Raw genomic sequence first — 13,269 nt, forward strand, 5'->3', positions numbered from 1 at the left:
CATGTTCGGATTGGGTAAATCGGGCGGTAAATCGTGGCTTGGCGCCGGCTTCTTCGCCGCGTTGTTCACGCTGGCGCTGGCAGTGGCCAGCCCGGCGCAAGCGCAAGACACACGCCTGCCGGTCGGCGTGAGCTTCAGCATCCTGTCCGATATCGTGAAGGTGGTCGGCGGCGACCGTGTCGACGTCACCACGCTGGTGGGACCCGACCAGGACACCCACGTGTATGAGCCGACCCCGGCCGACGTCGCCAAACTCTCTGGCACGAAGCTGTTCTTCGTGAACGGTCTGGGCTTCGAAGGCTGGTTGCCGCGCTTGATGAAGGCGAGCCACTATCCGGGCACGATCGTGACGGTGACCGACGGCCTCAAGCCGCGCACCATGCGCGACGACGGCCGTGTCGTCACCGACCCGCATATGTTCCAAGACCCGGTGCTGGTGAAGTCGATGGTCGACAACGTGGCCGCTGCGCTCTCGAAGGCCGATCCGGCAGGGCGCGCGTACTACACCGACCGCGCCAAGAACTACCAACTCGCGCTGGACGACTTGATTACGTGGGCCCGCAAGCAACTGGCGCCGATCCCGTCGAACCGCCGCGTGGTGCTGACGTCGCATGACGCCTTCGGCTATCTGGGCGAGCGTTTCGACATCAAATTCCTCGCCCCGGAAGGCGTGTCGACGGAAAGCGAAGCCAGCGCGCGCGATGTGGCCAACCTGATCCGCATCATCCGCCGCACGGGCATCAAGGCCGTGTTCATGGAGAACATCTCGAACCCGCGCCTGATTCAACGCATTGCGCACGACGCCAAGGTGAAGGTCGACGGCAAGCTGTACTCGGACGCGCTGTCGCAGAACCCGGAAGCGGCGACCTACCTCCAGTTGTTCCAGCACAACATCCGCGCCATTGCCGCCGCGATGAAAGACAACCGCTGAGCGTTGCGGGGGTGCAATACCCCTGCCGTTCACGCGGTATAATGCGCGCACCACTCACCGGCCCCGCTAAGGAGGTCCGGACAGGCCGGCCACGCCGGCTTTTGCGTTTGGGCCGCCGCTTTTTCTTTGGTCGGCCCCCGACAGAACCCCGGAAACCTCTGAGCTCACGCCTCCGAGATAACCAATTACGGACGCCCCCAGGTTAATCACTGCGAACGGCGCACACTCAATGGCAAAGAAGATTTACATCAAGACGTTCGGCTGTCAGATGAACGAGTACGACTCCGACAAGATGGCGGACGTGCTCGGCGCGGCGGAAGGCCTCGAGAAGACCGATACCCCCGAAGACGCTGACGTCATCCTGTTCAACACCTGCTCGGTGCGCGAAAAAGCGCAAGAGAAGGTGTTCTCGGATCTGGGCCGCATGCGCGCGCTCAAGGAAATCAAGCCGGATCTCGTGATCGGCGTCGGCGGCTGCGTCGCCAGCCAGGAAGGCGCGGCCATCGTGCAGCGCGCCCCTTACGTGGACGTGGTGTTCGGCCCGCAAACGCTGCACCGTCTGCCGCAGATGCTCGAAGCCCGCCGCTCGACCGGCCGCTCGCAAGTCGACATCTCGTTCCCGGAAATCGAAAAGTTCGATCACCTGCCGCCCGCCAAGGTGGAGGGTGCCACGGCGTTCGTCTCGATCATGGAAGGCTGCTCGAAATATTGCAGCTACTGCGTGGTGCCCTACACCCGCGGCGACGAAGTCTCGCGCCCGTTCGAAGACGTGCTCACGGAAATTGCCGGTCTGGCCGAACAAGGCGTGCGTGAAATCACGCTGCTGGGTCAGAACGTGAACGCCTATCGCGGCCTGATGGCCGACGGCGAAATCGCCGACTTCGCCCTGCTCGTCGAATATGTGGCCGAAGTGCCCGGCATCGAACGCATTCGCTTCACGACCAGCCATCCGAAGGAATTCACGCAGCGGCTGATCGACATGTACGCCAAGGTGCCCAAGCTCGTGAGCCACCTGCACCTGCCGGTGCAGCACGGCGCCGACCGCGTGCTCTCGGCCATGAAGCGCGGCTACACGGTGCTCGAATACAAGTCGATCATTCGCCGCCTGCGCCAAGTGCGCCCGGACATGTCGATGTCGTCGGACTTCATCGTCGGCTTCCCCGGCGAGACCGAAGAAGACTTCGACAAGCTCATGTCGATGATTCACGAGATCGGCTACGACACCAGCTTCTCGTTCATCTACAGCCCGCGCCCCGGCACCCCGGCGGCCAACCTGCCGGACGACACGCCGCGCGAAGTGAAGCTGCGCCGTCTGCAACACTTGCAGGCCGTGGTCGAAGAGAACGCCGCGCGCATCAGCCAGCGCATGGTCGGCTCGCGCCAGCGCATTCTGGTCGAAGGCATCTCGCGCAAAGACCCGAACGAGCTGCAAGGTCGCACGGAGAACAACCGGGTGGTCAACTTCCCGGCCTCCGAGGCACAGCGCAGCGCGCTCATCGGCCAGATGACGGACGTCGTGATCACCTTCGCCTACCCGCACTCGCTGCGCGGCGAACTGATCGTCACGCATTGAACAGGCACCTTACCGGATCAACCGGATCATCTTGAAAGCACTCGCCCAAGAATTCACCGCACCGCGCGACGATAATCGCCGTCTGGCCAACCTTTGCGGCCCGTTCGACGAAAACTTGCGCCAGATCGAACAGGCACTCGACGTGGCCATTTCCCGCCGCGGCCATCGCTTCACGATTCGCGGCAAGAGCGCCGTCATTGCCACGCAGGCGCTCGAGAGCTTCTACAACCGCGCCACCGAACCGCTGTCGGTCGACGACATTCAGTTGGGTCTCGTGGAAACGCGGCAGGGCCATGCGCCCATCGTGCGCCACGGCGACGATAACCCGTTCGCCACCGGCGAAGAAACGGAAAACGGCTCGCCCGTGCTGCACACCCGCCGCGCCGACCTGCACGGCCGCACGCCCGCGCAGCGCGACTATCTCAAGCAGATTCTGTCGCACGACGTCACCTTCGGTATCGGACCGGCCGGCACAGGCAAGACCTATCTGGCCGTGGCCTGCGCCGTCGACGCCTTGGAGCGCGATGCCGTCAAACGCATCGTGCTCACGCGCCCGGCGGTGGAAGCCGGTGAGCGTCTCGGCTTTCTGCCGGGCGATCTCGCGCAGAAGGTCGACCCGTATCTGCGCCCGCTTTACGACGCGCTTTACGATCTGCTCGGCTTCGACAAAACGCAGAAGTACTTCGAGAAGCAGATGATCGAGATTGCGCCGCTTGCGTACATGCGCGGGCGCACGCTCAATCACGCGTTCATCATTCTGGACGAGGCGCAAAACACCACGCCCGAGCAGATGAAGATGTTCCTCACGCGTATCGGTTTCGGCAGCAAGGCGGTGGTCACGGGCGACACGACGCAGGTCGACTTGCCGCGCGGCCACAAGAGCGGTTTGAACGAGGCGCAAGTGATTCTGAAGAACGTGCGCGGCATCGCCATGACCCGCTTCACCAGCGTGGACGTGGTGCGTCACCCGCTGGTCGCACGCATCGTCGACGCGTACGACGCTCACGCGCAACACGCGGAAGCCGGGCTCGATCTGCCGGCTTCGGCAGAGCAGGAACCCCGTCAGGCGCGCGCGCCGCGAGGCAAGGCATGAGCGCAGCGCAACCTCGTCACGCGCTCACGCTGACGTGTCAGTTTGTGATCGGCAAGTCATTCGCCGATCACAAGGCGGTGCTCTCGCGTGCCAACCTGCGCCGCTGGGTGCAGGCGGCGCAGTTGGCCGATGCCGAACTGACGCTGCGCTTTGTCGACGCCGACGAAGGTCAGGAGCTGAACCGCAGCTATCGCGGTAAGGACTACGCGACCAATGTGCTGACCTTCGCGTACGCGCAAGACGAGAGCGACCCGGTGATGGGCGACATCGTGCTGTGCTGCCCGGTGGTCGAGCGCGAAGCGAACGAACAAGGCGTGACGCTCGAAGCGCATTACGCCCATCTGATCGTGCACGGCGTGCTGCATGCGCAGGGCTACGATCACGAAGAAGACGACGAAGCCGAGGAAATGGAAGCGCTGGAGACGGAGATTCTTGCCGGTCTCGGCTACGCCGATCCGTACGCTTCGGAAAAGACGGCTGCGCCGCGCAAAGCCGCGCCACGCAAGACAGCCGCAACCAAAACCACCAAGACCACCGCGCCGGCCAAACCGCGCCGCGCCTGACCCGCTACCGCATGGACCGCATCCCAGACCGCCCGACCGCCCCCGACTCCCCTCCGGCCAGCGTGTCGAGTGGCCCCGGATGCAACCAGTACCCGCCCGATCTGGGCATCGCCCGCCATTTGAGTCCCGAAGAGCTCTCGCGCTCGCTCGATGCCGCACTGGCCGGATGGAACGGCAAGCAAGACCTCTGGATCTTTGCGTACGGCTCACTCATCTGGAACCCCGGTGTGCCCGTCGAAGAAAGCCTGCACGCCCGCGTGTTCGGCTATCACCGTGGCCTGTATCTGTGGTCGCGCGTCAATCGCGGCACGCCGGAACATCCGGGCCTCGTGCTGGCGCTGGACCGTGGCGGCTCGTGTGCAGGCGTGGCCCTGCGACTTTCCGCCGCACATGCGCGCGCGCATCTCGAATCGCTCTGGCATCGCGAAATGGCGATGGGCTCGTACCGCCCCGCATGGCTGCACTGCGCGTTGGCCGATGGCCGGACCACGCCCGCGCTCGCCTTTGTCATGCGTCGCGACGTGAAGAGCTACGCCGGGCGCTTGCCCGACGACATCGTCCGAAAGGTGTTCGATCAGGCGCAGGGCCGCTACGGCACCACGCACGACTACGTTGCCCGCACGGTCAAGGCGCTGCGCGAAGCGGGCATGCCCGATCCGGCGCTCGAAGCCGTGTTGCACCGCTGCGGTGCACCGGCGAGCCCCCGCTGACACGGTGTTGGCGTGCATCTGGTGTATCCTTGAGCTTCCTGTAACAGCTCGGCGTCCGCCCAACTTGGACGCGCCGTCATGAACGACCCTTATCCCAGTCGACCCGGTCAAAAAAAGCCCGAAAAACCTCGCTCTCTGCTCGAACGCCTCACCGATCTGATTTCCCCAGAGCCGGAGTCGCGTGCAGAGTTGCTCGAAATTCTGCAAGACGCTCACGCCCGTAACCTGATGGACGCCGATTCTCTGGCGATGATCGAGGGCGTGTTCCAGGTGGCAGATCTGTGTGCCCGCGACATCATGGTCCCGCGCGCTCAGATGGACGCCATCAACATCGAACAGACTCCCGAAGAATTCATGCCGTTCGTACTGGAACAGGCGCACTCGCGCTATCCGGTCTACGAGGGCAATCGCGACAACATCATCGGCATTCTGCTCGCGAAGGATCTGCTTCGTTACTACGCGAATCACGACTTCGATGTGCGCGACATGCTGCGCCCGGCGGTGTTCATCCCCGAGTCGAAGCGCCTGAACGTGTTGCTGCACGACTTCCGCGTGAACCGTAATCACATCGCCATCGTCGTGGACGAATACGGCGGCGTGGCAGGGCTCATCACCATCGAAGACGTGCTCGAGCAGATCGTCGGCGACATCGAAGACGAGTACGACTTCGATGAAGAAGAAGACAACATCATCGCCGCGCCCGACGGCACCTATCGCATTCGCGCGCTCACCGAAATCGAGCAGTTCAACGAGGCGTTCGGCACCCAGTTTGTGGATGCCGAAAACGACACGATCGGCGGTATGATCACGCACCAGTTCGGTCGTGTGCCGCGTCGCGGCGAGCGTCTGCGCGTGGGCAATCTCGTGTTCGAAGTGCTGCGCGCCGACGGCCGCCAGATTCACATGCTGCTATTGCGGCGCGTGGAACCGGCACCCGCCGTTGACTCTGACTAAATCCAACGATCCATGCAGGAAATGACCGTCCACGCGCCCGAGCGGCGCTCGTGGCCGGTCTGGCGCGCGCGTGCGCTCGCCGGACTGGCCGGTATTGCACAGACGCTGGCCTTCGCTCCGCGCGATGTCTGGTGGTTGCAACTGCTGGCCATGGCCGGTTTGTTTGCACTGGTCGAGCGCAGCCCGTCGCGGCGCGACGCGCTATGGCTCGGCGGCGCCTTCGGCGTGGCGTCGTTTGTCAGCGGCATCTGGTGGCTCTACATCAGCATGCACACGTACGGCGGCATGCCCAGCGTGATGGCAGGCGCGGCCGTCGTCCTCTTCTCGCTTTATCTGGCCATTTACCCGGCGCTTGCGACGTTCGTCACACGCTGGGTGCCAAGTGCCGGTCCGTGGCGCGCGTTCGCGTTCGCCGGGGCCTGGACGCTGGCCGAATGGCTGCGCGGCACCGTCTTCACCGGCTTCCCGTGGCTCTCTCCCGGCTACGCGCACGTTGACGGCCCGCTGGCCGGTTTTGCGCCGCTGCTGGGGGTGTACGGTATCGGCGGCCTCGCCGCGTTGGCCGCTGCGTGGCTCGCCCGCGCGGTGTTGCCGTTGAATATGGCCACGCGACCAGTGCGACGTCTCGCCGCCGTGGCCGGTGTGCTCGTACTGCTTGGTGCAGGGGCCGGTCTTGCGCGTCATGCGTGGACGACACCTTCCGGCGAGCCCATCACCGTGCGGCTGCTGCAAGGCAATATCGCGCAGGACATGAAATTCGAGCGCGCCGGTATCGATCATGCAATGGCGCTCTATCGCGACATGATCACCGCCGCGCCCGCCGATCTGATCCTTACGCCGGAAACGGCCTTCCCGGTGCTGCTGCAAGGGATTCCTCCGGAAATTGCCGAACCCATTCGTGAATTCGCCGATCGCACGGGCTCGCATGTCGTGCTCGGTGCCGTGGGCGCCACGTTGACGCCGCAGGGCCCGACCGATCTGACCAACAGCCTGTTCGGCGTGACCCCGCGCGACCAAACGTTGCACCGCTACGACAAACACCACCTCGTGCCTTTCGGCGAGTTCGTGCCGTGGGGCTTCCGGTGGTTTGTCGACATGATGCATATCCCGTTGGGCGACTTCCTGCGCGGCACGGCCACACCGACCGGCTTCCCGGTACGCGCTCAGCGAGTCGCGCTCGATATCTGCTACGAAGACTTGTTCGGTGAAGAAATTGCCGAGGCGCTGCGCAACATGCCCGAGCCCGCGACGGTACTCGCCAACGCGACGAATCTGGCGTGGTTCGGCGACACCATCGCGCTCGATCAGCATTTGCAGATCGCGCGCATGCGCACGCTGGAAACGGGTCGCCCGATGCTGCGCGCGACCAACACCGGCACCACGGCCATCATCGATGCTCACGGCCGCGTGCAAGGCCGCCTGCCCGCGATGACCACCGGCGCGCTTACTGGCACGGTGCAGCCCTATACGGGCCTCACGCCTTATGTGCGCTTCGGCAATGTGCCCGCACTGGTGCTCGCGCTCGTCGCGCTCGGCCTCGGCCTGATCGTGGGACGGCGCGCTCGCTGAGTGTGACGGGTGAAGGCAGCGAGTGAATGCGGCGGGTCTGGCAACACGGCCCGCCTCGGATTCACCCGATTGGTCGGCCAACGCCCCGCTCGGGCCGGATTCCCGCTAAAATTCAAGGTTTTGGGGCCTGTTCACCCTGGTTTTCGACGGGCATTCTCTGCCCGAGATCAGGAGGAACAGGCCCCAGTTCGTCGGCCGCGCTCGCGGCCGGGCCGATGGACTGCGCAAAATCCGCATATTTCCCTGTTCGTCCGCGCGAATTCATCATGCTTACCTTTCAACAAGTCATCCTGACGTTGCAGGATTACTGGGACAAGCAAGGCTGTGCACTGCTCCAGCCTTACGACATGGAGGTCGGCGCCGGTACCTCGCACACCGCCACGTTCCTGCGCGCGATCGGCCCGGAGCCGTGGCGCGCCGCCTACGTGCAGCCGTCGCGCCGTCCGAAGGATGGCCGTTACGGCGAGAACCCGAACCGCATGCAGCACTACTACCAGTACCAGGTGGTGCTCAAGCCGGCGCCGGAGAACATTCTCGACCTGTACCTCGGTTCGCTGCGCGCGCTCGGTCTCGATTTGACCGAAAACGACGTGCGCTTCGTCGAAGACGACTGGGAAAACCCCACGCTCGGCGCCTGGGGTCTGGGCTGGGAAGTTTGGCTCAATGGCATGGAAGTCACGCAGTTCACTTACTTCCAGCAAGTGGGTGGCCTCGATTGCAAGCCGGTGCTCGGCGAAATCACGTACGGTATCGAGCGTCTCGCAATGTATCTGCAACAGGTCGAGAACGTGTACGACCTCGTGTGGACGGAGTGGGAAGAGCAAACGGCAGACGGCCCGGTGACGCGCCGCCTCACGTACGGCGACGTGTTCCATCAGAACGAAGTCGAGCAGTCGACGTACAACTTCGAGCATTCGAACCAACCGATGCTGTTCAGCTTCTTCGATAACTACGAAAGCGAAGCCAAGCGTCTGATCGAAGCCGAACTGGCGCTGCCGGCCTACGAAATGATTTTGAAGGCGGCACACACCTTCAACCTGCTCGACGCACGTGGCGCGATCTCGGTGACCGAACGTGCGGCGTACATTGGCCGTATCCGGGCGCTCTCGCGTCTGATCGCACAGGCCTACTACGCTTCGCGCGAAAAGCTCGGCTTCCCGATGCTGAACGCCCCCGCCGCCCAAACCCGAACGCAAGCCGCATGATGAGCACCGCACAACGTACCCTGCTGGTCGAACTGCTGACCGAAGAACTGCCGCCGAAGGCGCTGGCACGTCTGGGCGACGCCTTTGCCGAGGGCATCGCCAACGGCCTGCGCGCACGCGGTCTCACGACCGACGCGAGCGTCGTCAAACCCTACGCCACGCCGCGCCGTCTGGCGGTCGCGATCACCCACGTGCTCGAACGTGCGCCGGATGCGACCATCCGCGCCAAAGTGCTGCCGGTGTCCGTCGCCCTCGACGCCAACGGCAACCCGACCCCGCCGCTCGCCAAGAAGCTCGCCGCGATGGGCTTCGCCGACCTGCCGGTCGCCAGCCTCGAACGCGCCATGGACGGCAAGGCCGAAGCCTTCTTCCACACGTACACCGCTGCCGGTGCGCAACTGGCCGACGCGCTGCAAGCCGCGCTCGACGAAACGCTCGGCAAGCTGCCCATCCCGAAGGTCATGAGCTACCAGCGCCCCGATGGCGAAACGGTGCAGTTCGTGCGTCCGGTGCATGGTCTGATTGCGCTGCATGGCGATACGCTCGTGCCCGCCACGGCCATTGGCCTGTCGTCGGGTAACAAGACCTTGGGTCACCGCTTCCTGTCGAACGGCGAAGTCGTGATCGCCAACGCTGACGAATACGCCGCCACGCTGCTCGACGAAGGCCGCGTGTACGCAAGCTACTCGGCGCGTCGCGACGCGATTCGCGAACAGCTGCTCGCCGCAGCCGGAAACGACCACGTGGTGATGCCCGACGCGCTGCTCGACGAAGTCACCGCACTGGTGGAATGGCCGGCCGTGTACGCCTGCCACTTCGAAAAGGAATTCCTGACGGTGCCGCAGGAGTGCCTGATTCTGACGATGCAGACGAATCAGAAGTACTTCGCGCTCACCGACAAGCCGCTGGCCGACGGCGGCCGTCTGACGAACCGCTTCCTCATCGTCTCGAACATCGCCACCGACAAGCCGGAACAGATCGTCACGGGCAACGAGCGCGTCGTGCGTCCGCGTTTGGCCGATGCGAAGTTCTTCTTCGAGCAAGACAAGAAGAAGCCGCTGGCCGATCGCGTGCCGCTGCTGGCCAACGTCGTTTATCACAACAAGCTGGGCTCGCAGTTGGAGCGCACGCAGCGCTTGGCCGCGCTCGCCGGTGCGATTGCGAAGATGACGGGTTCCGACGTGGCACTGGCCGAGCGCGGCGCGCTGCTCGCCAAGGCCGACTTGCTGACCGACATGGTCGGCGAATTCCCGGAACTGCAAGGCACGATGGGCACGTACTACGCCCGCCACGACGGCGAGCCGCAAGACGTCGCCCTCGCCTGCTCGGAACACTATCAGCCGCGCTTCGCTGGCGATGCGCTGCCCGTCACGCCGACCGGCACCGCCGTAGCGCTGGCCGACAAGCTCGAAACGCTCGTGGGCATCTGGGGCATCGGCCTGCAACCGACGGGGGAAAAAGACCCGTTCGCGCTGCGCCGTCATGCCCTCGGTATCGTGCGTATGCTCATCGAGAAGCGTCTGCCGGTGATGCTGCCCGACCTGCTGCGCACGGCCTACGAAGGCTTCACGACCGGTGTGGCCGATGGCGCTTACCTGAACGACGTCTACCTGTTCGTGCTCGACCGCCTGCGCGGCTATCTGCGCGAGCGTGGTTTTGCCGCCAACGAAATCGAAGCCGTGCTGGCGGATCAGCCCAAGTATCTGGGCGATCTGATCGAGCGTCTGGAAGCCGTGCGTGCGTTCTCGGCGCTGCCGCAGGCCGAAGCACTGGCCGCAGCCAACAAGCGCATTGGCAATATCCTGAAGAAGACCGCGCCGCCCGCCGACGGTATCGTGCAGCCGTCGCTGCTGATGGAACCGGCCGAAAAGGCACTCGCCGCCGCGCTCGATAAGGTCACGCCGCTCGTGCAGACTAGCTTCGAAGCTCGCCAGTACGAACAGGCCCTCACGGCGCTGGCGCAATTGCGCGATGCGGTCGATGCGTTCTTCAACGACGTGATGGTGATGGCCGACGACGAGGCGCTGCGTAACAACCGCCTGGCGTTGCTCACGCACCTGCACGTGCAGATGAACCGTGTGGCCGATCTCTCGAAGCTCGCCGCCTAACCTGTTGCTACTCGCCGCCCGCCATGGATTCGCGTAAAGACCGTACCCCCGGACCTGCCGCTCGCAAGCTGGTGATTCTCGACCGAGACGGCGTGATCAACGTCGACTCGGACCAGTTCATCAAGTCGACCGACGAGTGGGTGCCGTTGCCCGGCAGTCTCGAAGCCATCGGGCGGTTGAATCAGGCCGGCTATCGCGTGGTCGTGGCCACCAACCAGTCGGGCGTCGGCCGTGGTCTGTTCGACATGGCGACGCTGGGTGCCATGCACGCGAAGATGTCGAAGCTGGCGGCCGCGGTCGGTGGGCGTATCGATGCGGTGTTTTTCTGTCCGCACACGTCGGCCGAGGGTTGCGATTGTCGTAAGCCGAAGCCCGGTCTGTTTCAGGAAATCGCACGGCGCTACGAAGTCGACCTGACGGGCGTGCCCGCCGTGGGCGATTCGCTGCGCGACTTGCAAGCCGCAGCGGCCGTGGGTGCGCACCCGCACCTGGTGCTCACCGGCAAGGGCAAGAAAACACTGGCCGCCGGTAATTTGCCGGAAGGCACCCGCGTGCACGACAGCCTTCAGGCGTTCGTGCACGACATGCTCGCCGAAGAGGACGCCAAGAGTGCCTGAGCGGCCTGAAGTCATTCAGATGCCCATTCAGACGCCCAAGACACTCCCCGCCCCCGGCCCACTCATTCAAGCGCCAACCTGATGCAGCGACTTCGTTCGATTCTCTTTTTCCTCTTCCTGATTGTCTGGACGATTCCGTACGCGCTCGCGTGCATCGTGACGTTCCCGATTCTCTCGCGCGTCAAACGTTATTGGTTTGCGGTGGGCTGGTGCCGCACGGTCATTTGGGTGGCAGACAAGCTGTGTGCCATTCGCTACCGCATCGTCGGCTGGGAGAATCTCCCGGACACGCCCGCCATCGTGCTCTCGAAGCACCAGTCGGCGTGGGAAACCGTGGCGCTGCCTGCGCTCATGCCGCGTCCGCTGTGCTTCGTGTTCAAGCGCGAATTGCTCTATGTGCCGTTCTTCGGCTGGGCGCTCGGCCTGCTGAGCATGATTCACATCAACCGCAGCAAGGGCACCGATGCGTTCCAGTCGGTGGTGGCGCAGGGTCGTGAGCGTCTGGCCGAAGGGTCGTGGATCATCATGTTCCCGGAAGGCACGCGTACGAAAACCGGCTCGCGCAACAAATACAAGTCGGGCGGTGCGCGTCTGGCGGCAACGACGGGCGCGCCCGTGGTGCCTATTGCGCACAACGCCGGGCGCGTGTGGCCGCGCAATTCGTTTATGAAGTATCCGGGGGAAGTCATCGTGTCGATCGGCCCGGTGATTCAAACGGAGGGCCGCACTGCCGAGGCCGTCAATGCTGATGTGGCCGAATGGATCGAACGTGAGATGATTCGTATCGATCCGGCCGCGTACACGTCAGCCCCGAAAGCCACGCCGGAAGCCTCCCCAAGGATCTGAGCGCACTACGAGACTGTCTCATGCCGAACGACCGACCCGCGACCCGCAATGCCAGTAGTACCCGCGATCGCCACGCCCGGCATGAGATGCTCGTTCCCCAAATGGAACTCGATTTATTCGGCAGCCCGGCCGCCGAAGCCAACGGCGTCGCAACCGACGCACCGGCCGCCGCCAGCTTGAACGCCCCGCCGCAAAATCCGGGCGTCACCACCAACCCGACCAACCCCGCTCCCCCAGCTACCTCCGATCTGTCCGATGCCCCGGTCACGCCACGTCGCGCGCCGGCGGCTGGCGAGCGGGTGATCATGCTCGACGGTCATGCGCTCTACTACCGCTTCAAGCGCTCGTCACGCCGCACGATCGGCTTCATCATCGACGAATCGGGTCTTGCGGTCACCGCACCGCGCTGGGTGACGATCGCTGACGTCGAAGCGGCTGTCGTCGAAAAGAAACGCTGGATTTTCAACAAGATCGCTGAGTTTCGCGAACGCTCGGCCCGGCGCGTGATTCCGCGCGTGAACTGGGTCGATGGCGCGACGCTGCCGTATCTCGGACACACACTGACCGTGCGTCTGGGCGGACGTCCCGGCGCGCAGCAATACGACATCCACACGCATACGCTCTGGCTCGATTTGCCGCCGCAGGCCGCGCCTGAGCAGATGCGCGACCGCGTGCAGGGTTGGTTGCAGCAGGAAGCCCGCAAGCTCTTCACGTCCCGGCTCGATGTCTACGGCGAGCGTCTGGGCGTGCGCTACTCAGCACTCGGTTTGTCCTCCGCCACAACGCGGTGGGGCAGTTGCAGCGCCGATGGCCGCATTCGCCTGAACTGGCGGCTGATCCACTTCCCGCTGGGCGTCATCGACTACGTGGTCGCGCACGAATTGGCGCATTTGAAGGAAATGAACCACGGGCCGCGCTTCTGGCAAGCCGTCGCGTCGATTTTTCCGGAATTTGAATCTGCGCGCGATACGCTCAAGTCGCATGCGCCGGAGTGGCTGCCGGAGTTCTGACCCGGTTAGTGAAATTACTCAACGCTGCATGAACTCGGCTCATTTTGGCTGACGCGGGTACAATTGACGCTTCGTTTGTCCCCACACAGT

General features: G+C 64.1%; 12 protein-coding genes. All 12 read left to right on the forward strand.

Annotated features, from left to right (window positions below; genetic code table 11):
* Position 1 precedes the first annotated feature (1 nt).
* The 12 genes from PPN31114_RS18630 (at position 2) to PPN31114_RS18685 (ending at position 13,179) form a co-directional block, all read left to right on the forward strand.
* Positions 2 to 931, forward strand: coding sequence for a metal ABC transporter substrate-binding protein (locus PPN31114_RS18630; RefSeq protein ID WP_150680964.1), 930 nt, complete (start codon positions 2 to 4; stop codon positions 929 to 931).
* 229 nt (positions 932 to 1,160) lie between these two features.
* Positions 1,161 to 2,504, forward strand: coding sequence for a tRNA (N6-isopentenyl adenosine(37)-C2)-methylthiotransferase MiaB (gene miaB, locus PPN31114_RS18635; protein ID WP_150680965.1), 1,344 nt, complete (start codon positions 1,161 to 1,163; stop codon positions 2,502 to 2,504).
* A 31-nt stretch (positions 2,505 to 2,535) separates the two neighbouring features.
* A complete protein-coding gene (locus PPN31114_RS18640) occupies positions 2,536 to 3,597 on the forward strand; it encodes a PhoH family protein (protein ID WP_370865895.1) in 1,062 nt (353 codons plus the stop codon).
* A complete protein-coding gene (gene ybeY / locus PPN31114_RS18645; protein WP_150680967.1) occupies positions 3,594 to 4,160 on the forward strand; it encodes an rRNA maturation RNase YbeY in 567 nt (188 codons plus the stop codon). Before PPN31114_RS18640 ends, ybeY begins: the two co-directional genes overlap by 4 nt.
* An 11-nt stretch (positions 4,161 to 4,171) precedes the next feature.
* Positions 4,172 to 4,870: a gamma-glutamylcyclotransferase gene (locus PPN31114_RS18650; protein ID WP_150680968.1), complete on the forward strand. Its 699-nt coding sequence runs from the start codon at positions 4,172 to 4,174 to the stop codon at positions 4,868 to 4,870.
* A gap of 78 nt (positions 4,871 to 4,948) precedes the next feature.
* The gene (locus tag PPN31114_RS18655) at positions 4,949 to 5,824 is read left to right on the forward strand and encodes a CorC family transporter (RefSeq protein WP_150680969.1); all 876 of its coding nucleotides are present in this window, start codon (positions 4,949 to 4,951) and stop codon (positions 5,822 to 5,824) included.
* A gap of 21 nt (positions 5,825 to 5,845) precedes the next feature.
* Entirely contained in the window at positions 5,846 to 7,393 is a 1,548-nt protein-coding gene (gene lnt, locus PPN31114_RS18660) for an apolipoprotein N-acyltransferase (RefSeq protein ID WP_246182633.1), read from the forward strand.
* Positions 7,394 to 7,659: 266 nt separating this feature from the next.
* On the forward strand, positions 7,660 to 8,598 hold the full coding sequence (glyQ, locus tag PPN31114_RS18665) for a glycine--tRNA ligase subunit alpha (RefSeq protein WP_058379905.1): 939 nt from the start codon (positions 7,660 to 7,662) through the stop codon (positions 8,596 to 8,598).
* Positions 8,595 to 10,706, forward strand: coding sequence for a glycine--tRNA ligase subunit beta (gene glyS / locus PPN31114_RS18670; RefSeq protein ID WP_150680971.1), 2,112 nt, complete (start codon positions 8,595 to 8,597; stop codon positions 10,704 to 10,706). Before glyQ ends, glyS begins: the two co-directional genes overlap by 4 nt.
* 23 nt (positions 10,707 to 10,729) lie before the next feature.
* A complete protein-coding gene (gmhB, locus tag PPN31114_RS18675; protein ID WP_150680972.1) occupies positions 10,730 to 11,323 on the forward strand; it encodes a D-glycero-beta-D-manno-heptose 1,7-bisphosphate 7-phosphatase in 594 nt (197 codons plus the stop codon).
* An 81-nt stretch (positions 11,324 to 11,404) separates the two neighbouring features.
* Positions 11,405 to 12,169 (forward strand): lysophospholipid acyltransferase family protein, encoded by a 765-nt coding sequence (locus tag PPN31114_RS18680; RefSeq protein ID WP_150680973.1) that lies wholly within the window; start codon positions 11,405 to 11,407, stop codon positions 12,167 to 12,169.
* Between the two features lie 101 nt (positions 12,170 to 12,270).
* Positions 12,271 to 13,179 (forward strand): M48 family metallopeptidase, encoded by a 909-nt coding sequence (locus tag PPN31114_RS18685; protein WP_150681154.1) that lies wholly within the window; start codon positions 12,271 to 12,273, stop codon positions 13,177 to 13,179.
* Positions 13,180 to 13,269 lie beyond the last annotated feature (90 nt).

Source organism: Pandoraea pneumonica, from assembly GCF_902459645.1.
Lineage (GTDB): Bacteria > Pseudomonadota > Gammaproteobacteria > Burkholderiales > Burkholderiaceae > Pandoraea > Pandoraea pneumonica.